The organism is Microbacterium sp. LWO12-1.2 (assembly GCF_040675875.1).
In the GTDB taxonomy this organism is placed as follows: domain Bacteria; phylum Actinomycetota; class Actinomycetes; order Actinomycetales; family Microbacteriaceae; genus Microbacterium.
Genome location: NZ_JBEGII010000001.1, coordinates 430,294 through 450,593, shown reverse-complemented (window position 1 = coordinate 450,593; position 20,300 = coordinate 430,294). Strand labels below are relative to the sequence as shown.

17 protein-coding genes are annotated in these 20,300 nt (G+C 68.9%); 11 read left to right on the top strand and 6 right to left on the bottom strand.

All coding sequences use genetic code 11. The features are described 5' to 3' along the window. Positions 1 to 53: 53 nt before the first annotated feature. The 3 genes from MRBLWO12_RS02120 to MRBLWO12_RS02110 are packed head-to-tail and all read right to left on the bottom strand — an operon-like array spanning position 54 to position 3,507. Positions 54 to 899 carry a transglutaminase family protein gene (locus tag MRBLWO12_RS02120; protein WP_363552230.1) on the bottom strand — a complete coding sequence of 282 codons (846 nt, stop codon included), beginning with the start codon at positions 897 to 899 and terminating at the stop codon, positions 54 to 56. After that, positions 896 to 1,822 carry an alpha-E domain-containing protein gene (locus MRBLWO12_RS02115; RefSeq protein ID WP_363552228.1) on the bottom strand — a complete coding sequence of 309 codons (927 nt, stop codon included), beginning with the start codon at positions 1,820 to 1,822 and terminating at the stop codon, positions 896 to 898. Before MRBLWO12_RS02115 ends, MRBLWO12_RS02120 begins: the two co-directional genes overlap by 4 nt. Next, positions 1,816 to 3,507, bottom strand: a complete 1,692-nt coding sequence (locus MRBLWO12_RS02110; protein ID WP_363552226.1) for a circularly permuted type 2 ATP-grasp protein — start codon at positions 3,505 to 3,507, stop codon at positions 1,816 to 1,818. The genes MRBLWO12_RS02115 and MRBLWO12_RS02110 overlap by 7 nt, the downstream gene beginning before the upstream one ends. A 206-nt stretch (positions 3,508 to 3,713) precedes the next feature. Between MRBLWO12_RS02110 and MRBLWO12_RS02105 the strand changes: the two genes are divergently transcribed. From MRBLWO12_RS02105 to MRBLWO12_RS02090, 4 genes are all read left to right on the top strand, one after another. Next, complete coding sequence (locus MRBLWO12_RS02105) at positions 3,714 to 5,363, top strand: thiamine pyrophosphate-binding protein (protein WP_363552224.1); 1,650 nt, start codon at positions 3,714 to 3,716, stop codon at positions 5,361 to 5,363. Between the two features lie 25 nt (positions 5,364 to 5,388). After that, positions 5,389 to 6,243, top strand: a complete 855-nt coding sequence (locus tag MRBLWO12_RS02100) for a PhzF family phenazine biosynthesis protein (RefSeq protein WP_363552222.1) — start codon at positions 5,389 to 5,391, stop codon at positions 6,241 to 6,243. Between the two features lie 380 nt (positions 6,244 to 6,623). Beyond that, positions 6,624 to 8,228, top strand: a complete 1,605-nt coding sequence (locus MRBLWO12_RS02095) for an HNH endonuclease signature motif containing protein (RefSeq protein ID WP_363552220.1) — start codon at positions 6,624 to 6,626, stop codon at positions 8,226 to 8,228. Further along, positions 8,225 to 8,764: a hypothetical protein gene (locus MRBLWO12_RS02090; protein WP_363552218.1), complete on the top strand. Its 540-nt coding sequence runs from the start codon at positions 8,225 to 8,227 to the stop codon at positions 8,762 to 8,764. Before MRBLWO12_RS02095 ends, MRBLWO12_RS02090 begins: the two co-directional genes overlap by 4 nt. 33 nt (positions 8,765 to 8,797) lie before the next feature. Here MRBLWO12_RS02090 and MRBLWO12_RS02085 read toward each other — a convergent pair whose 3' ends face one another. Then, positions 8,798 to 9,172 carry a VOC family protein gene (locus MRBLWO12_RS02085; RefSeq protein WP_141872774.1) on the bottom strand — a complete coding sequence of 125 codons (375 nt, stop codon included), beginning with the start codon at positions 9,170 to 9,172 and terminating at the stop codon, positions 8,798 to 8,800. A gap of 91 nt (positions 9,173 to 9,263) precedes the next feature. Beyond that, positions 9,264 to 11,135, bottom strand: a complete 1,872-nt coding sequence (locus tag MRBLWO12_RS02080) for an FAD-dependent monooxygenase (protein ID WP_363552217.1) — start codon at positions 11,133 to 11,135, stop codon at positions 9,264 to 9,266. A 158-nt stretch (positions 11,136 to 11,293) separates the two neighbouring features. On the opposite strand from MRBLWO12_RS02080, the gene MRBLWO12_RS02075 reads away from it, so the two are divergent. Beyond that, positions 11,294 to 12,001 (top strand): IclR family transcriptional regulator, encoded by a 708-nt coding sequence (locus tag MRBLWO12_RS02075; RefSeq protein WP_363552215.1) that lies wholly within the window; start codon positions 11,294 to 11,296, stop codon positions 11,999 to 12,001. 109 nt (positions 12,002 to 12,110) lie between these two features. Here the strand turns inward: MRBLWO12_RS02075 and MRBLWO12_RS02070 are convergent, their stop codons facing one another. Then, positions 12,111 to 13,490, bottom strand: coding sequence for an MFS transporter (locus MRBLWO12_RS02070; RefSeq protein WP_363552213.1), 1,380 nt, complete (start codon positions 13,488 to 13,490; stop codon positions 12,111 to 12,113). A 141-nt stretch (positions 13,491 to 13,631) separates the two neighbouring features. Here MRBLWO12_RS02070 and MRBLWO12_RS02065 point away from each other — a divergent pair, with 141 nt between their 5' ends. The 6 genes from MRBLWO12_RS02065 to MRBLWO12_RS02040 all read left to right on the top strand — a co-directional run bounded on the left by MRBLWO12_RS02065 (position 13,632) and on the right by MRBLWO12_RS02040 (position 20,260). Beyond that, entirely contained in the window at positions 13,632 to 15,260 is a 1,629-nt protein-coding gene (locus tag MRBLWO12_RS02065; protein ID WP_363552211.1) for a fumarylacetoacetate hydrolase family protein, read from the top strand. Next, on the top strand, positions 15,257 to 15,943 hold the full coding sequence (locus tag MRBLWO12_RS02060; protein ID WP_363552209.1) for a GntR family transcriptional regulator: 687 nt from the start codon (positions 15,257 to 15,259) through the stop codon (positions 15,941 to 15,943). Before MRBLWO12_RS02065 ends, MRBLWO12_RS02060 begins: the two co-directional genes overlap by 4 nt. Beyond that, positions 15,940 to 17,436: a 5-carboxymethyl-2-hydroxymuconate semialdehyde dehydrogenase gene (gene hpaE / locus MRBLWO12_RS02055; RefSeq protein WP_363552207.1), complete on the top strand. Its 1,497-nt coding sequence runs from the start codon at positions 15,940 to 15,942 to the stop codon at positions 17,434 to 17,436. Before MRBLWO12_RS02060 ends, hpaE begins: the two co-directional genes overlap by 4 nt. A gap of 33 nt (positions 17,437 to 17,469) precedes the next feature. Beyond that, positions 17,470 to 18,606 (top strand): 3,4-dihydroxyphenylacetate 2,3-dioxygenase, encoded by a 1,137-nt coding sequence (gene hpaD, locus MRBLWO12_RS02050; RefSeq protein ID WP_363552205.1) that lies wholly within the window; start codon positions 17,470 to 17,472, stop codon positions 18,604 to 18,606. A gap of 83 nt (positions 18,607 to 18,689) precedes the next feature. After that, the gene (locus tag MRBLWO12_RS02045) at positions 18,690 to 19,475 is read left to right on the top strand and encodes a 2-keto-4-pentenoate hydratase (protein ID WP_363552203.1); all 786 of its coding nucleotides are present in this window, start codon (positions 18,690 to 18,692) and stop codon (positions 19,473 to 19,475) included. Continuing rightward, positions 19,460 to 20,260, top strand: a complete 801-nt coding sequence (locus MRBLWO12_RS02040; protein ID WP_363552202.1) for an HpcH/HpaI aldolase family protein — start codon at positions 19,460 to 19,462, stop codon at positions 20,258 to 20,260. The genes MRBLWO12_RS02045 and MRBLWO12_RS02040 overlap by 16 nt, the downstream gene beginning before the upstream one ends. Positions 20,261 to 20,300 lie beyond the last annotated feature (40 nt).

Below are 20,300 nucleotides of genomic sequence, written 5' to 3'. Positions count from 1 at the left end.
ACGCCGCACAGCCCGTCCGTGGCGCGGCGTGTCTTGACCCCTCAGGGGCTTGGTCACTCCAGCCGCGTGACCTCGACGGACACGAACAGCTCCGAGGCGCTCGGCCCGGCATACACGCCCCGCAGCGGCGGCACGTCGCCGTAGTCGCGACCATGGCCGACATACACGTGCGACTCCCCGATCTCAGCGAGGTTGGTCGGGTCGTACCCTCGCCACTCCCCCGAGTACCACTCGACCCAGGCGTGCGATTCCCCGATCACGGGCTGCCCGATCGGCGCGGTCGGATCAGGATGCAGGTAGCCCGAGACATAGCGCGCCGGGATGCCGATCGCGCGCAGCACACCGAGTGCGACATGGGCGATGTCCTGGCAGACGCCCGAGCGCGCGGGCCAGGCGTCGCGTGCGGTGGAGTTCACCCCGGTGACCCCGCTCCGGTACTCCATGGCCTCGCCGACCGTGCGGCAGATCTCGAACGCGGTGGCGTCGACATCGCGGCCTTCGGCTCTGATCCGCTGGGCGAGCGCGATCATCTCGGCATCCGGTGCAGTTGCGGCTGTCTGCGTGACGCCCTCGGCCAGCGAGAGCGACAGAGGGATGCGCGCGGCGAGTTCATCCCAGTCGATGACACCGGTCGCCGGGGGCGTCGCTCGCACGTCGACGATGCTCGTCGCCGTGACCGAGAGCAGCTGATGCGGGGTGAGCACCTCGAAGGTCGACACCCGGGTGTCCCAGTAGTCGGCGTACGAGTGCTGTGTCGCGGCCGGGGAGATGTCGAGTGTCGCCTGCAGCACGAACTGGCCCTCGCGCGAATGCGGCAGCATCCGCGCCTCGTTGTACGACGCGGTCGCCGGCTTCTCGTAGCGGAACCCGGTCCGATGAACGATGCGCAGACGGCTCACAGCGCTTCTCCGATCCACACCGGCATCGCTATCGAGGGGAAGTACCGCTCTCTGATCGCATCGCTCGCCTCCGACATCCCCACCTGCACCTCTTCCATGCTCTCCGAGAGCCGGTGCACGATGTCGCCGACCGGTCGGTACTCCAGCTCCGAACGCATCCGCCCGAGCACCCGATGGGCGCGGTCGGGGGCGCCGAACGCTCCTGCCGGATCGATACCGCGCAGGCACTCCTCCGCCTGCAGGATGCTGGAGAGCACGGACCGCGGGAACAGTCGATCCACGAGCAGGAACTCCACGGCCGATGCGGCCGTCGGCACGGCGCGATGACTGCGCAGGTGGGCCTCGTACGCGCCGCAACTGCGCAGCAGGGTCGTCCAGCTCGGGCCGCCGGCCTCCGTGAGAGACCGCGTCGCGAGCAGCCGCGCGGTCATGTCCGCCCGTTCGATCGACCGTCCGAGCACGAAGAACTGCCAGGCCTCGTCGCGACTCGTCGAGGAGTCGACCACGCCGAAAGCCAGCGCCGACCGATCGCGGACCCAGCGGAAGAAGGGGTGCGTCTTGTCGGAGGCGATCCACCGCGGCATCCGCGCGTTGGACTCGTTGAGGGTCTCCCACAGGTCGGTCGAGATGATCTCGCGTGCGCGACGGGCGTTCTCGCGGGCGGCGGCGATCGAGTGCGCGATCGACGCCGAATGCTCTCTATCCAGTGCGAGCAGCCGCACCACGTCATCGCGTCCGAGCGCCGCGTCACCGTCGACCGTCGTACCCATGACCGAGAGCAGGGCACGGCACGCGGTGTCCTCGTCGACCCACGGGTCTTCCAGGAGCAGCTGCAGGTGCACGTCGAGGATGCGCGCGGTTCCATCGGCACGCTCGACGTAACGACCGATCCAGAAGAGGGCTTCGGCGATGCGACTCAGCATGTGAGGTCCCCCTCCGTCCGTTGCTGCTGCTGTTGCTGTTGTTGCTGGTGGTGGCGCACCTCGAGATCTTCGTCCTGGGGCGAGGAGAGGAACGGCGGATGCGGCTCTTCCCGCGGCGGCGAGGTCACGACCGCGATCGCTCCGGTGGCGATCGAGACCTCGTCGGAGGCGGGATCGGAGCGGCCGGCGACCGTGGTCGTCGGGCCGGTGAACAGGGAGGGATCCAGCACCCAGGTGTCTTTCGACCCTCCGCCCTGGCTGGAGTTCACGACGAGCTGTCCCTCGGGCAACGCGACACGGGTGAGCCCTCCGGGCAGCACCCAGATGTCGTTCCCGTCGTTCACGGCGAACGGACGCAGATCGACGTGCCGCGGCCGGAATCCGTCTTCGACCAGCGTGGGGATCGTCGACAGCTGCACCACGGGCTGCGCGATCCATCCGCGCGGATCCGCCAGCAGAGTCGCCCTCAGCGCCTCGAGCGTCGCGCGCGAGGCGTCGGGGCCGACCACGAGTCCCTTCCCGCCGGAGCCGTCGACCGGCTTCACGACCAGTTCGTCCAGCCGGTCCAGCACCTCTGCCAACGCATCCGGCTCCTCCAGACGCCAGGTGTCGACGTTGGGGATGATCGGGTCCTCGCCCAGGTAGTAGCGGATGAGCTCGGGCACATACGTGTAGACGAGCTTGTCGTCGGCGACGCCGTTGCCGATCGCGTTGGCCAGCGTGACGTTGCCCAAGCGCGCCGCGAGCATCAGCCCCGGTGCGCCCAGCACCGAGTCCGGCCGGAAGTGCTGCGGGTCGAGGAACTCGTCGTCGACACGGCGATAGATGACGTCCACCCGCGTCGGTCCGGCTGTCGTATGCATCCACACCCGGCCGCCCGAGCAGAACAGGTCGCGGCCTTCGACGAGTTCGATGCCCATCATGCGCGCCAGCAGGGTGTGCTCGTAGTACGCGGAGTTGTAGACGCCGGGGGTGAGCACGACGACAGTCGGATCCTCGACCCCCGCGGGAGCCGCGGCGCGCAGTGCCTGCAGCAGCCGCCCCGGATAGTCGACGACGGGACGGACCCGCAGACTGGTGAACAGCTCGGGGAGCGTCTGCGCCATCACCCGCCTGTTGGCGAGCACGTAACTCACGCCGCTGGGCACCCGGACGTTGTCCTCCAGCACCCGCCAGGCACCTTTCTCATCGCGGATGACATCGATCCCGGCGACATGGATGCGCACACCGTTCGCCCCGACGATGCCCGCAGCCTGGCGGTGGAAGTGCGACGACGAGCTGATCAGCGACGCCGGGATCACGCCGTCGTGCACCGCGAGCTGCGGGCCGTACACGTCTGCCAGGAACGCCTCCAGCGCGCGCACCCGCTGCTTCACCCCGGATTCGACGTAGGTCCAATCATCCGCCGCGAGCACGCGCGGCACCACGTCGAGCGGGAACGGCCGCTCCTCCCCGGCGAAGTCGAACGTCACTCCCTGCGCGAGGTAGGAGCTGGCCAGCGCATCCGTCCGCGCCCGCAGCTCCGCGTCATCCATCCCGGCCAGCGCGGGGTACATCTCCTGGTACGGCAGACGTACCTCGCTGCCACCCGGCGGCACCTCTGAGGGGAACATCTCGTCCCAGGGTTGTGGTCCGCTCCGTACCGGGGACCGTCGTGAGGTGTATCCGTTGAACAGCGACTCCATGTCGGAATACTTCCGTGGGGCGGTTTCGACGATGTTTCCGAAGGAAGTCGGCGCGGCGACAGCGCCGGGCGAGAGCGGTAGAATTCATCTGTCCGGCCGTTCGGCGGCCGGTGCCCGAAAAAGGGGCACGAAGCACTCCGCACAGCCGCGGAGGCGAGACACATACGGATACCCCGTTCTCCGTCACTGTCTCGAAAGGCTTTCGCATGCCCACTGTCTCTGCGCACGTCGCGCTCACCCTCGCACAGCACATCGATGCCGTCTTCGGCGTGATGGGCAACGGCAACGCCTACTTCCTCGACGCGATCGAGACCCAGACCTCCGCAGTGTTCACGGCCGTCCGGCACGAGCAGGGCGCCGTGGTGGCCGCGGACGCGCACTTCCGGGCTTCCGGACGCATCGCCGCCGGCACGTCGACCTACGGCGCCGGATTCACGAACACCCTCACAGCACTCGCCGAGGCCGTGCAGGCGCACGTGCCACTCGTCCTCGTGGTGGGCGACGAGCCGACCTCGGGGCCGCGTCCGTGGGACGTCGACCAGATCGCGCTCGCTTCTGCCGTGGGAGCGCGTACCTATACGGTCGGACGAGCGGATGCCGCCGCCACCACCGTGATCGCGATCGAGCACGCGCTCACGTACCGGGTGCCCGTGGTGCTCGCGATCCCCTACGACGTCGCCGCTCTGGAGGCCGGGCCGGTGGCCAACGCGCCATCGCCGCGTGTGCCCGCTCCGCTGGCGCCGAAGGGCGAGTTCGCCGAAGGGATGCTCGACGAGATCGCCGACGCGCTCCGCACCGCCGAGCGTCCGTTCCTCCTCGCCGGTCGCGGGGCCTGGCTCGCGGGGGCGAGCACCGCGCTGGGTGAGCTCGCAGACGCGACGGGTGCCCTCACCGCGTCCTCGGCTCTCGGACGCGGCGTCTTCCCGGACAGCCGCTACGACCTCGGCGTCACCGGCGGCTTCGGAGCGGACGGGGCCATGGAGCTCATCCGCTCCGCCGACGTCGCAGTGGTCTTCGGCGCGTCCCTGAACCAGTTCACGATGCGCTTCGGCGAGCTCTTCGCCCCTGGAACCCGCGTCTTCCAGGTCGACATCGCCCCGGCGGCGACCCATGCGCACATCGGCGGCTTCGTGCGGGCCGACGCGCGCGTGGCCGCCGAGGCCCTGGTGTCGCGCCTGACCGCCGCCGGCGCCGCAGCACCGTGGCGCGAGAGCGTCGATGTCGCCGCCGCCCGCAGCTATGACGCGGGAGACGACCTCGCGCCGGACGGACGCCTCGACCCCCGTTCCGCCGCCCGCCGCATCGCCGAGCTGCTGCCGGAAGACCGCGTCGTGGTCTCCGACGGCGGACACTTCATCGGCTGGGCGAACATGTACTGGCCCGTCGCGGCTCCTGATCGCATGATGATGATCGGCACCGCGTTCCAGTCCATCGGCCAGGGATGGCCCAGCGTCGTCGGCGCCACCCTTGCCCGGCGCGAATCGACTGTGGTGCTGACCTCGGGAGACGGCGGTGGGCTGATGGCCATCGCCGACCTCGAGTCCGCGGTCCGCGCTGCGGGTGGTCGCGGTATCGCCGTCATCTGGAACGACGCGGCCTACGGCGCCGAGGTGAACCTCTACGGGCTGAAGGGGCTCGCCGAAGGACCGATGCGTATCCCCGAGGTCGACTTCGCCGCATTCGGTGCGGCGGTCGGCGCCGAGGGCGTCGTGGTGCGCACGCTCGCCGACCTCGATCGCCTGGCCACGTGGACCGAGGAGGATGCCGCCACCCGCCGCTTCCTCCTGCTCGACCTGCGCATCTCCGGAGACGTGATCGCGCCGTACCAGCAGGAGATCATCCGCGTGAACTCCTGATGTGGAAGTGGCTAGGCTCCTCGTCATGGCCCGAGATCCCGAAGTCCTTCGCTACAGCGCCTTCGCGGCCGATCCGAGCGGAGGCAACCCCGCCGGTGTCGTGCTCGACGCTGCCGACCTGAGCGACGAGCGGATGCTGCAGATCGCCGCGGAGGTCGGATACTCCGAGACCGCGTTCGTCACCTCCCGCCGCGACGACGCCGCCACGCCTCGGTATCACGTGCGGTTCTGGTCGCCGGCAGCGGAGGTGCCGTTCTGCGGCCACGCGACGGTCGCGACGGCGGTGGCCCTGGCGGAGCGGACCGGGACCGGCGAGGTGGTGTTCGAGACCGGCGCCGGCGCGGTGTCGCTGCGTTCCGCGTCGGACGACGAGGGCACGGTCACCGTGTCGTTCACGAGTGTCGAACCGGAAGTGCGGGACCTCGACCAGAGGGTGCTCGCACGACTGCTCGGGCTGCTCGGTCTCGAGCTGTCCGATCTCGATCCGCGCTTCCCGCCGAAGGAGGCGTTCGCCGGGAACTGGCATCCGACTATCGTCATCCGGGATCGCGAGCTGTTCGATCAGTTCCGCTTCTCCCCCGCACCCGTCGCGGCGCTGATGCGCGAGCAGGGGTGGCTCGGTACCATCACGGTGCTGTATGCGGCGGGCGAGTCCGACTTCGATGCACGGAATCTCTTCCCGGTCGGCCGCATCACCGAGGATCCAGCGACGGGTTCCGCGGCGGCATCCACCGGCGCCTTCCTGCGCGATCTGGGCGCGGCAGGCCGGACGATCCGCATCCATCAGGGCGCTCATGTGCGGCGTCCGAGCCTGCTCACCGTGACGATCCCCCCGCATGGTGGGATCGTGGTCTCGGGCGGGGCTTTCCGCATCTCCTGAAGTCAGGTGCGGTGGGTGCCGATCGCCGAGGTGCGCGACGGCACGCGGCTGCTCTTCCCCGACGGGGCGACGGACCTGTTGCTCACCCTCGACGCGTACTGACGCTGCGGGCGCTCGGGGCGACGAGCACACGGGGTGTTGCCGAGTGCACGGGATGTTCGCGCGGGTAAGTCGTGCGCTCGATGGGAGCTCGTGCACTCGGTAGGTGCCACGGGCACGGCGATGCGAGGGGGCTACGGCGTCTCGACGGCAGCTGTAGAGAGATCGCTTCACGGGTGCGCCTGTGGAGGACGAGTGGGTGCGGATCGCGTTCCGGAATATTGCTCTGATCTGGGAGTTTTTGGGTGGGAATGTCGGTGGTCTCGGGTTGACTTGGGGGTATGAACCACCCCGTGGATGTGCTCGATCAGGTCGTGAGAGACCTCGACGGGGTGGTGTGTGCGGGGTCGGTGGCGGGGTTGTCGGATGCCGAGAAGCTGGATCTGCTGCGCGCGGCGGGTGAGGTGGTGCGGCGGGCGGAAGCGTTGATCGTGGAGACGGTGGCCTCGGTGCCGGCACGATCGGCGGGGTCGGGGGATGCGGCGTTCTGTGGACAGTTCGGGTGCCGCAGCATGAGCGAGTTGCTGCAACGGGTGCTGCGTACGGACGCGGCGGGGGCGGGGCGGGTGATCAAGGCCGCACGGCTGGTGCGGCGGGAGGTGGACATCAGTTCCGGAGGCTGGCTGCCGGCGTTGTGGCCGCAGTTGCGGGCGGCGTTGGTGGACGGGGCGGTCGGGATCACCGGGTTGTTGGCGGCGACCGGGCCGATCGAACAGGCGCGCGGGCGCGTCGGTGCGGTGGACCGGCTGCGGGCGGACGCGGAACTGGCGGCATGGGCGCGCGGGACCGTCGTCGTCGAGATGGATGCGGATGCGGATGCGGATGCCGATCCCGGTATTGATGTGGATGAACCGGAACCCGGCCCTGCGGCGACGCCGGAGGATCTGCGGATCCTCGCGCAACGGATCGTGATGTTCCTCGACCCCGACGGCGCCGAACCCGCCGAAGAAGCGGCGATGCGGGGCCGCGGCATGATCCTTGGCCGGGTCAAGAACGGGCTGATTCCGATCCACGGGGACCTGTTGCCGGAGACCGCGGGGCAGTTGCAACGGATCTGGGACGCGTATCTGAACCCGAAAGTCGACGGGCCACCCCTGCCGGGTGTGCAGTTCGTACCCTCTGACGACGGTGATGCGCGGGACGGGCAGGATGCGCGGGACGGGCGGGATGCGCGGGATGCGCGGGATCGTGCGGATCGGGATGGTGACGTGTTGCCATCCGGGGATCCGGGCGGGCAGGTCGACACCCGCTCGCGGGCGCAGAAGCAGCACGACGCGTTCACGGCGATGCTGGGGATCGCTGCCCGGCATGACGAGATGCCGAAGCTGGGTGGGGCGGCGGCGACGCTGATCGTGTCCGTGACCGCGGAAGAGTATGCGACCGGCCACGGGTGGGCGCACATCGACGGGATCGACACCCCGACCACGATCGCCGCAGCCCGCCACACCGCCTGCGGCGGCACCATCCAACGGGTGCTGTTCGACCCCGAAGGCCGCATCGTCGGCATCGGGAGCACGGACCGCATCTTCACCACCCACCAACGCCGCGCGATCACCCTCCGCGACACCGAGTGCCTGATCCCCGGATGTCACGTCCCCGCGTCCTGGTGCGAGATCCACCACGTCCAGGAACATGCCCGCGGCGGGCCGACCCATACCGACAACGGTGTCGCACTGTGCTGGCACCACCACCGCACTCTGGAGACCTCCGGGTGGGAGATCCGCATGGACAACGGTCTCCCCACCGTCCGCGGACCCGCCTGGTGGGACCCACACCGACGATGGCGCACACCACGACCCCGGTCCGAGAGCACAGGCAGGAGCACAAGCACAAGCACAAGCACAAGCACGGCTACCGGGCGACGATCTGCCAGAATCAACGGGTGACTACGTGGCGCGCGAGTGGATACGGCAAGACGGCGATCACTGCGGCGGTCTTCGTCGTCATGATGGCTCTGGCATCGTGCGCTCCGGGCACGGACACTGCAGGCTCGGCGACCGCGACACCGGCCGCGGCTTCCCCCACCCCGGTGGCAACCGAGGTTCCCGAACCAGCGGAGACCGAATCGCCCCAGAGCGCCACCGACGGATTCCGCGAATGGCTGGAGGCGTCGCGACTTCCCGATGTCGACACCGCCTGCGCACGTCTCACCCCGGAGCTCGTGACCCGCATGATCGCCGAGCTCGAGGCCAACGGAGTCGCCGGGATCGACAGCTGCGAGCAGATGATCACGACCACCGCCGAGCTCTATCGCTCACTCGATCAGAGCGCTGACGTCGACATCGCCGTGCAGGACGAGACCGACACCGATGCCACCCTCTTCGTGACCTACCTCGCCTCAGGCGACTGCGGCACCGTGGTGATGACCCGCCCGGCGACCGAGTGGATCATCACCGACCAGTCGACGGAGTGCGCGGGCTGACGCGAGTCGACGCCGCGCGCACTCCCCCGGGTCTCAGGCCGCGTAGTCCGGAAGCTCCTGCAGCGTCCAAGTGTTGCCGTCCGGGTCGTCGAACCAGACGAACCGCCCCCATCCGAGATCCTCGACGCCCTTGGTCGCGACGCCGACCGCCTCGAGCTGCGCCTTCGCCTCGTCGGCGTTCGGCACGACCACCTGGATCGTCTTCTGCTGCCCGGGCTCGAGCGGGATGTCGAGCCCGGTGCCGAACGCGATCGAGCAGGCCGAGCCCGGCGGCGTCATCTGCACGAACCGCAAGCCCTCGGTCGGCGTCTGATCGTGGTCGGGGTTGAATCCGATCTTCGTGTAGAACTCCTTCGAACGGTCGACATCGCTCACCGGCATGAAGATGAGTTCGATCTTCCAGGTCATCACACGCTCCTCCTGTCGGGCGTCGTCGCCCGTCGGCGTCCACGGTACGCCGCGGCACCGACATCCTCCAGGACTCGTCCACCACGAACGATCAGCGGGCGGGCAGGAGCGCACCTTCCAGGAACTCAGCGAGCTCCGACGTGTCGTCCAGGGGCAGGATCGCGGCGACATACTGGTCAGGCCGCACGACGATCACGACGCCATCGCGCGAGAGCTCGCGGGCGGCGAAGATGTCGGTCTCCGTCCACTTGCTCGGCCCTGCCGCGTACACCTTCTCCCAGTCCGTCAGCCCGAGCGGACCGGTCTTCGGCTGGAACAGCGCCGGCGCCGACGTCACCTCGACCTCTTCGAACGGCTGCTGGTAGACCGCCTTGACATCGAATACGGCGTCGACATCGGCATCGGCCGGGGTGAAGCGCGCGAACAGCGGCTCGGCCTGGGCGGCCCACGCGGCGAGGGTCTCACCGGTGCGGTCGCCGAACGCGTACACGCGCCACCGTCCATCCGCCTTCGCGTGGTGCCCGAGGTGCACGACGTTCCCGTCGCCGACCCGGATCACCTCGGCGGACTTGAACCTCTTCCCCAACGGGTAGCCCCCGGCGAGCGCCTGATGCGCGTCGGATCCCGTGATCATCGACGCGGTGTACTGCGTCATGAACCCGGAGGGGAACTCCGCTGTCGCCAGGTAGTACGTCGCGAGCTCGTTCGGGTCGGAGATCTCCTCCGGCTTGCGCGCCATCAGAGTCGACCACTCGCGATCGAAGTCGATGAGCTGCTGAGCCACCGGACGCCGCTCGGCGCCGTAGGTCGACAGCAGCGCCTCGCCCGCCCGGCCGGTGAGCACCGAGCCGAGCTTCCACCCGAGGTTGAACCCGTCCTGCATCGAGACGTTCATGCCCTGTCCGGCCTTTGCGCTGTGCGTGTGGCAGGCGTCACCGGTGAGGAACACGCGCGGCGTGCGCCCCGACTCGTCGATCACGTCGTCGAAGCCGTCCGTGACCCGGTGCCCGACCTCGTACACGCTGTGCCACGCGACCTGCTGCACGTCGATCGAGTACGGGTGCAGGATGTCGTTCGCCTTGCGGATGATCTCCTCGACCGGCGTCTTGCGCACGCGATGGTCGTCGTCCGCCGCGACCTCGCCGAGATCGATGTACATGCGCGAGAGGTAGCCGCCCTCGCGGGGGATGTGCAGGATGTTCCCCGCCTCGGAGTTGATCGCGCACTTGGTGCGCCAGTCCGGGAAGTCCGTGTTCACGAGCACGTCCATGACACCCCAGGCGTGCGCCGCGCTGCCGCCGACATGCGTGCGACCGATGGCCTCGCGCACACCACTGCGCGCACCGTCGCAGCCGGCGACGTACTTCGCGTGGATCACGCGCTCCTCCCCGGCCTGCTCGCCGGCGACATGCCGCACGCGCACTTCGACCGGGTACTCGCCGTCGTCGTGCACGGTGAGGCCGAGGAACTCCACGCCGTAGTCCGGGACGATGCGGCCGGGACCGTTGACAGCGGCTTCGGCGAAGTAGTCGAGCACGCGCGCCTGGTTCACGATCAGATGCGGGAACTCGCAGATGTCGTAGGCGTAGTCGGCGGTGCGCGAGGTACGGACGATCTCGCGCGGGTTCTCCGGGTTCGGACCCCAGAAGTTCATCCAACCGATGTTGTACGCCTCGGCGACGATCCGCTCCGCGAACCCGAACGCCTGGAACGTCTCGACGCTGCGGGGCTGGATACCGTCAGCCTGACCGAGCACCAGTCGCCCTTCGCGCTTCTCGATGATGCGGGTGGTCACGCCGGGGTACTGCGACATCTGCGCGGCGAGCAGCATGCCGGCGGGGCCGGATCCGACGATGAGCACGTCGACATGCTCCGGCAGTTCGGCGGGACGGTCGATGCCGACGCCTGCCGCATCCTGCACGCGAGGATTGCCGGACACGTAACCGTGGTGGTGGAACTGCATCGTCGTCGATTCCTTCCGGACTGCACTGTCTGGGTGTTGCGTTGCGCTTGGGCGTGTTCTATATTCGAACACGACGTTCTACTATTGAACACAGCATATTCGCGCCCCTCTGAGAACGCAAGGAAGAACCGGCGCGAGCGACGCAGAGGAGCGCCCGCATGGCAGAGACCACGACTTCGCCCGCCTCGCAGACCCTGAGCCGCGGCATCCGCATCCTCGAGGTGCTGGCCGACGCGCGCACCCCGCTTACGATCGATGAGATCGCCCTCCGCCTCGGCGTGCACCGCTCGATCGCCTATCGCCTGCTGCGCACGCTCGAAGACCACGGGCTCGTCTCCCGAGACGCAGCCGGCGCCGTGAGCCTCGGCGCCCGCATGGCAGCTCTCGCGGCAGGTGTGGCGCACGATCTGCAGGCCGAGGCCCTCCCCGAGCTGACGGCGATCGCGAACGAGCTCGGGATGACCTGCTTCCTCGCTGTGCTCGACGGGGCGGAGTGCATCACGCTGGCGAGTGTCGAGCCGCGACATGCGGTCGCGAGCGTGGCCCAGCGCCCCGGCGCGCGGCATCCGGTGACCGTCGGCGCGCCCGGCAAGGCGATCCTGGCGCAGCTGCGGTCGATTGACTGGCCCGCCGACGTCTCCCCCGCCCTCCGTGAGGCGATCACCCTGACGGAGCACCGCGGATATGCGACCAGCCACGACGAGGTGATCCCGACCGTGCAGTCCGTCGCCGTCCCGCTCGTCCTCCGTGGCCAGCGTCCGGCCGCGATCGCCGTGGTGCATGTGGCCACCGACCTGAATGATGCCGCGATCGCCGCACGTCTGCAGCACTCAGCATCCGTCATCCGCGACGCCCTCGACGGCTGAGGTCAGTGGCCGTCCACAACTCAGGCGGAATCGGAGTCGATCCGCGGACCACGGCCGATCCGCCGGGACATCGCCCGATCGCGCCTGAGTTGTGGACGTCAGGGTTCGGTCAGACCTTCGCGAGCCCGCGGATCGGGCTCACGGACTGCTCATCCTCATGGTCGGGTCCGAGCGGGATGCCGGAGCGGTCGCGCAGCAACAGCGTCGCGATCAGGCCGAGCACCGTCATCCCGGCGAGGTACCAGGTGACCGCCTGCGTCGAGCCGGTCGCCTGCACGATCGCCGTGGCGATGGTCGGAGCGAATGCGCCGCCGGCGATGGCGCCGATCGCGTACGAGATCGAGACTCCCGAGAAGCGGATGCTGGCGGGGAACAGCTCGGTGTACAGCGCCGCCTGCGGCCCGTAGGTGAAGCCGAGGCCGATCGTGAGGATCGCGAGTCCGGCGAACAGCAGACCGATGTCACCGGTGTTCACGAGCGGGAACAGGGTGAAGACACCCACCAGCTGCAGCACCCAGCCGATGACGTACGTCGAGCGGCGACCGATGCGGTCGGACACCCATCCGGCCAGGAGCGTCGTGAGCAGCCAGGTGACGGCGGAGCCGGCGACGGCCCACAGCACCGGGCCGCGATCGAGGCCGATCGGTCCTTCGGGGTTCGTGGCGTAGCCCTGGATGTAGCCGCCGGTGGTCATGTAGCCGACCGCGTTGTTGCCCGCGAAGACGAATGCGGCGATCACCACGAGCAGGGCGTGCTTGCGGAACAGCTGCACGATCGGCATGCGCGCCTTCTCCTTGCGGGCGGCGAGCTCGGTGAACACCGGGCTCTCCTCGACCTTGCGGCGCACGTAGTAGCCGACCAGGATCAGCACGACGCTGAGCAGGAACGGGACCCGCCAGCCCCAGATCGCGAACTGCTCTCCTGGCGCGATCGCCGTCATCAGCGCCATGACGCCCGAGGCGAGCAGCAGACCCAGTGGCACGCCGATCTGCGGCGAGGCGCCGAAGATGCCGCGCTTCGCGCGCGGAGCGTGCTCGACAGCCATCAGCACGGCGCCACCCCACTCGCCACCGGCCGAGATGCCCTGGAGGATGCGCAGGAGCACGAGGAGGATCGGAGCGGCGATTCCGATGGCCTCATAGGTGGGCAGGATACCGATCAGCGCGGTCGCGGCGCCCATCAGGATCAGCGTCCACATCAATACGGTCTTGCGTCCGAACTTGTCTCCGTAGTGCCCGGCGAGGAACGCTCCGAGGGGACGGAAGAGGAAGCTCACACCGACGGTCGCGAACGCGATCAGGGCGCTGTTCGCCCCCAGCGGCTCGAAGAAGAGCTGTCCGAAGACGAGCCCCACCGCGGTGGCGTAGATGAAGAAGTCGTACCACTCCACGGTGGTTCCGACGACGGTGGCGAACACGACGCGACGCCGATCGGCCGCCGTCGCGATGGTTCCGGTGGGCGTGAACCCAACCTGTGACTGCCCGCTCATGGGGTGTCTCCTTTGATTGTGACTGCACTGTCACGGCGTGCGAAGGACGTGAATCCGGATGCTTGCCGAGGGGTGAACCGATGATATATGATTTCGAATACGACGCACAAGGCGTTGCAGACGAGCGCGAGGAGGCGCCCCGTGACGGATCCCATCGACCGCCCCGGCAAGATCATCGCGATCCACCTGAGCTATGCCTCACGGGCGGATCAGCGGGGCCGACGCCCGGCAGCCCCCTCCTACTTCTTCAAGCCGGCGAGCTCCGTCGCCTCCTCCGGTGGCACTGTCGAACGTCCGGCCGGCACCGAGCTGCTCGCGTTCGAGGGCGAGATCGCCCTGATCATGGGCACCGCCGCCCGCCGGGTGCCGGTCAGCGAGGCCTGGGCGCACGTGGGCGCCGTCACCGCGTCGAACGACCTCGGCCTGTACGACCTGCGTGCGAACGACAAGGGCTCGAACGTCCGCTCCAAGGGTGGAGACGGCTACACCCCGCTCGGACCGCAGCTGATCGACGCGCGCAAGGTCGACCCCGCAGCCCTGCGCGTGCGCACCTGGGTCAACGGCGAACTCCGCCAGGACGACACCACGGCCGGGCTGATCTTCCCGCTCGCGCAGCTGGTCGCCGACCTCTCGCAGCACTTCACGCTCGAGCCGGGCGACGTGATCCTCACTGGCACCCCCGCCGGGTCCTCCGTGATCGTCCCCGGCGACGTCGTCGAGGTCGAGGTCGACGCGCCCGATGCCGAAGGAGCACCGTCCTCCGGTCGGCTCGTCACGACGGTCACGCAGGGCGACGTCCCCTTCGATGGGGAGATCGGTTCGCTCCCCGCCGTCGACGACCTGCAGCGCACCGAGGCCTGGGGCTCTCGGGAAGAGGCCGGGCTCCCGCCCGTCGCTTCGACAAGCTCAGAGACCCAGGCGAACGCAGGAATCTCCCCCGCGCTCCGCGCCAAGCTCCTGGAGGCCCCGACCGCCGGCCTCTCGGCGCAGCTGCGCAAACGCGGTCACCACTCCTGCTTCATCGACGGCGTGCACGCCAACATCCCCGGCAGCAAGATCGTCGGCACGGCCAAGACGCTGCGGTTCGTGCCGTTCCGCGAAGACCTGTTCGCCTCGCACGGCGGCGGGTACAACGCCCAGAAGCGCGCCTTCGATGCCGTGGACGGGGGCGAGATCATCGTGATCGAAGCCCGCGGCGACGCGACAACCGGCACCCTGGGCGACATCCTCGCCCTCCGCGCCCGTGCGCGCGGCGCGGCGGGCGTCGTCACCGATGGCGGCATCCGCGACTTCGACGCCGTGGCCGAGATCGGTCTGCCGGTGTTCTCGCAGGGCGCGCACCCCTCGGTCCTCGGCCGCAAGCATGTGCCGTGGGACGTCGACATCACGATCTCCTGCGGCGGTGCGACCGTGCAGCCGGGCGACATCATCGTCGGCGACGGCGACGGCGTGATCGTCATCCCACCGTCCCTGGCCGAGCAGATCGCCGACGACGCCATCGCGCAGGAGATCGAGGACGCCTGGATCGCCGAGCAGGTCGCCGCCGGTCACCCCGTCGACGGACTGTTCCCGTTGAACGCCGAGTGGCGCGCGCGCTACGTCGCGGCCACCGGCCCTTCGACAGGCTCAGGGACCCACGACGGCTCAGGGATCCAGGACGACTCAGGGACCCAGGACGACTCAGGGACCCAGGAAAGCTCAGGGACCCAGGACGACTCAGGGACCCACGACGGCTCAGGGATCCAGGACGACTCAGAGGCAGGGCGATGACCTCCGTCGGCAGCGCGAGCAAGTCGGAGCAGGCGTACGCCTGGATCCGCTCGCGGATCTCGGGTCATGCCTTCGGGCCCGGCTACCGTCTGGTGCTCGGCTCGATCGCCGAGGAACTCGGCATGAGCGTGGTGCCTGTGCGGGAAGCGATCCGCCGGCTCGAGGCCGAAGGACTCGTCACGTTCGAACGCAACGTCGGCGCCCGCGTCACGCTGGTCGACGAGAGCGAGTACGCCCACACGATGCAGACGCTCGGCCTGGTCGAGGGGGCGGCGACCGCGCTGTCCGCTCCCCTGCTCGACGCTGCGGCGCTCGATACGGCCGCCGAGGTCAACGAGCAGATGTCTCGCATGCTCGGACACCTCGACGCGCACGCCTTCACAGAGCTGAACCGGCAGTTCCACTCGGTGCTGTTCGAGCCGTGCCCGAACCCGCACCTGCTCGACCTCGTGCACCGCGGATGGGCGCGGCTGTCCGGCATCCGCGACTCCACCTTCGCCTACGTGCCCGGCCGCGCGCAGCATTCGGTCGAGGAGCACACCCAGATCCTCGAGCTGATCAGATCGGGCGCAGAGCCCCTCGAGATCGAGCTCGCCGCCCGCAACCATCGCTGGCGCACGAGGGACGCGTTCCTCGACGCCCTGCACAACCGTTCCCACCAGACACTTGGAGAAGTCTCATGACCGACTCGCGCATCCCCGCCGACCTTCCTGACCACATCCAGCACTACATCGACGGCGCCTTCGTCGACTCGGTCGACGGCGACACCTTCGACGTGCTCGATCCGGTGACGAACCAGACCTACACGACCGCCGCCGCCGGCAAGAAGGCCGACATCGAGCTCGCGGTCGCCGCTGCCAAGCGCGCCTTCGATGAAGGCCCCTGGCCGCGGATGCTGCCGCGCGAGCGCTCCCGGGTGCTGCACCGCATCGCCGACCTGGTGGAGTCCCGCGACGCGCGTCTCGCCGAGCTCGAGTCCTACGACTCCGGTCTGCCGATCACGCAGGCGCTGGGCCAGGCGCGTCGCGCGGCCGAGAACTTCCGCTTCTTCGCCGACCTGATCGTCGCCCAGTCCGACGACGCCTTCAAGGTGCCGGGCCGGCAGATGAACTACGTCAACCGCAAGCCGATCGGCGTCGCCGGGCTCATCACGCCCTGGAACACGCCGTTCATGCTCGAGTCGTGGAAGCTCGGTCCCGCGCTCGCGACCGGCAACACGGTCGTGCTCAAGCCCGCCGAGTTCACGCCGCTGTCGGCATCCCTCTGGGCAGGCATCTTCGAGGAGGCCGGCCTGCCGAAGGGCGTCTTCAACCTCGTGAACGGCCTCGGCGAGGACGCCGGCGACGCGCTCGTGAAGCACCCCGATGTGCCGCTCATCTCATTCACGGGCGAGAGCTCGACCGGACAGCTGATCTTCGGCAACGCCGCCCCCTTCCTGAAGGGCCTGTCGATGGAGCTCGGCGGCAAGTCCCCCGCCGTCGTGTTCGCCGACGCCGATCTCGAGGCCGCGGTGGACGCGACGATCTTCGGAGTGTTCTCCCTCAACGGCGAGCGCTGCACCGCCGGTTCCCGCATCCTCGTCGAGCGTTCCATCTACGAGGAGTTCGTCGAGCGCTACGCCGCACAGGCGAAGCGCGTCAAGGTCGGGTACCCGCACGATCCGGCCACCGAGGTCGGAGCGCTCGTGCACCCCGAGCACTACGACAAGGTCATGAGCTATGTCGAGATCGGCAAGACCGAGGGACGCCTGGTCGCCGGTGGCGGTCGTCCGGAGGGCTTCGAGGAGGGCAACTTCGTCGCACCGACCGTGTTCGCCGACGTCTCCCCCGACGCTCGCATCTTCCAGGAGGAGATCTTCGGACCGGTGGTCGCGATCACGCCGTTCGACTCCGACGAGGAGGCGCTGTCTCTCGCGAACAACACCAAGTACGGCCTCGCCGCCTACATCTGGACCAACGACCTGAAGCGCGCGCACAACTTCGCGCAGTCCGTCGAGGCCGGCATGGTGTGGCTCAACAGCAACAACGTGCGCGACCTGCGTACCCCGTTCGGCGGCGTGAAGGCTTCAGGCCTCGGCCACGAAGGCGGTTACCGCTCGATCGACTTCTACACCGACCAGCAGAGCGTGCACATCACGCTCGGTGGCGCACACAACCCGACCTTCGGCAAGAACTGAATCCGCTCTGCCTGATCACGCAAGGACGCTGACATGACACACCGCGAAGACATGACCCTGACCTCCGCCGGATACTACGTCTCCCAGGAGGCGCCGATCCGCTCCGACAACCCCGTCGCGACGCCGAAGAGCACGCCGCCCGACATCCTGCGCTGCGCGTACATGGAGCTCATCGTCACCGACCTGGCGGCATCCCGTCAGTTCTACGTCGACATCCTCGGCCTCTACGTGACCGAAGAGGATGACGAGGCGATCTACCTGCGATCGACCGAGGAATTCATCCACCACAATCTGGTGCTGCGCAAGGGCCCGATCGCCGCGGTCGCCGCGTTCTCGTACCGTGTGCGCACCCCCGAGGATCTCGACCGCGCCGTCGAGTTCTACACCGAGCTCGGCTGCGATGTGCGTCGCAACCCCGAGGGCTTCGTGAAGGGCGTCGGAGACTCGGTGCGCGTGATCGACCCGCTCGGCTTCCCCTACGAGTACTTCCACCAGTCCGACCACGTCGAGCGCATGTCCTGGCGCTACGACCTGCACATCCCCGGCGAGCTGGTGCGCCTGGATCACTTCAACCAGGTCACCCCCGATGTGCCGCGCGCCGTCGGATTCATGCAGGACCTCGGCTTCCGCGTCACGGAGGACATCCAGGACGACGAGGGCACCGTCTACGCCGCGTGGATGCGCCGCAAGCCCACCGTGCACGACACCGCCATGACCGGCGGCGACGGTCCGCGCATGCACCACGTGTGCTTCGCGACGCACGAGAAGCACAACATCCTCGCCATCTGCGACAAGCTCGGAGCCCTGCGCCGCTCCGACTCGATCGAGCGCGGCCCCGGACGCCACGGTGTCTCCAACGCCTTCTACCTCTACCTGCGGGATCCAGACGGGCACCGCGTCGAGGTGTACACGCAGGACTACTACACGGGCGACCCCGACAACCCGGTGGTCACCTGGGATGTGCACGACAACCAGCGTCGCGACTGGTGGGGCAACCCCGTCGTCCCCTCCTGGTACACGGATGCCTCGCTCGTGCTCGACCTCGACGGCAACCCGCAGCCGGTCGTCGCACGCACCGACAGCTCCGAGATGGCCGTCACGATCGGCGCCGACGGGTTCTCCTACACCCGCGCGGAGGACGGCGAGAAGAAGCTGGGCAACCAGCTCTAGACACTGTGGCGCTTCGACAGGCTCAGCGACCCAGACCTTGGATCCCTGAGCTTGTCGAAGGGCCCGACGAAGGAGGAAGACGGATGCTGTCAGAAGAGACGATCGCCCAGATCGCGGCCGAGCTCGCGGAGGCCGACCGTACCCATGCCGTGATCCCGCGGATCACCGCCCGGTACCCGGAGGCGACGGTGGAGGACTCCTACGCCATCCAGGGTGTCTGGCGCGACCAGAACCTGGCGGCGGGTCGCCGACTCGTCGGCCGCAAGATCGGGCTGACGTCGAAGGCCATGCAGCAGGCGACCGGCATCACCGAGCCGGACTACGGCGTGATGTTCGACGACACCGTGCACCCGACGGGCGCCGAGATTCCCGTCGACCACTTCTCGAACGTGCGCATCGAGGTGGAGCTCGCCTTCGTGCTGAAGACCCCGCTGGAGGGCCCGGACTGCACCCTTGAGGATGCCCTGGCGGCGATCGACTACGCCGTGCCCGCCCTCGAGGTGCTGAACTCACACATCGAGCTCGAGGGCCGCACGATCGTCGACACCATCAGCGACAACGCCGCCTACGGCGCCATGGTCCTGGGCGACGTGCACAAGCGCCCGGACGAGATCGATCTGCGCTGGGTGCCCGGCGTGCTCTCCCGCAACGGGGAGATCGAGGAGACCGGCGTCGCCGCGGGTGTGCTCGGGCACCCGGCCACCGGCGTGGCCTGGCTCGCCAACAAGTTCCACCAGCACGGCGCGCGTCTCGAGGCCGGGGAGATCATCCTGGCAGGATCGTTCACACGCCCGATGTGGGTGTCGCGCGGCGACGAGGTGCTGTGCGACTACGGACCGATGGGAACAATCACATGCCGCTTCATCTAGCGCCCTCCTTCCGCGCGCGCCTCGCGTCGTCCGATCGTGCCCTGATCGGCATGTGGGCGTGCTCGGGGAGCCCGCTCGTCACGGAGGTCGCTGCGGGATCTGGTCTCGACTGGCTGCTCATCGACATGGAGCACTCGGCGAACACCCTCGAGTCGGTCGTGCTGCAGCTGCAGGCGGCCGCCGCCTACCCGATCGCCCCGCTCGTGCGGGTGGCTGCGAACGACACGGTCGCGATCAAGCAGGTGCTCGATCTCGGGGCGCAGAACATCATCGTCCCGATGGTGTCGACGGCGGAGGAGGCGAAGGCCGCGGTCGCCGCCACCCGCTATCCGCCGGAGGGCGTGCGCGGAGTCGGCAGCGCACTGGCACGCAGCGCCCGCTGGAACCGTGTTGACCGCTACCTTCAGGAATCGGCAGAACACACCTCGCTCACGGTGCAGATCGAGACCGCTGCGGGCGTCGAGGCAGCAGCCGAGATCGCCGAGATCGACGGCATCGACGCGGTGTTCGTCGGTCCGTCCGACCTCTCGGCCTCGATGGGACTGCTCGGGCAGCAGACGCACCCGCGCGTCGTGGCCGCCGTGGAGCACGTCTTCTCCGCCGTGCAGGCCGCGGGCAAGCCGGTCGGGGTCAACGCCTTCGATCCGGCTGCCGCCGACGCCTACATCGCGGCCGGCGCCGACTTCGTCGCGGTCGGGGCGGATGTCGCGCTGCTCGCCCGAGCCTCCGAAGCCCTCGCCGCGCGTTTCATCACCACCGAGGCACCCGAGCGCGCAAGCTACTGACCGAGGTCCCCCCTCCCTGCCCCGCTGCCGGCGGGGACCG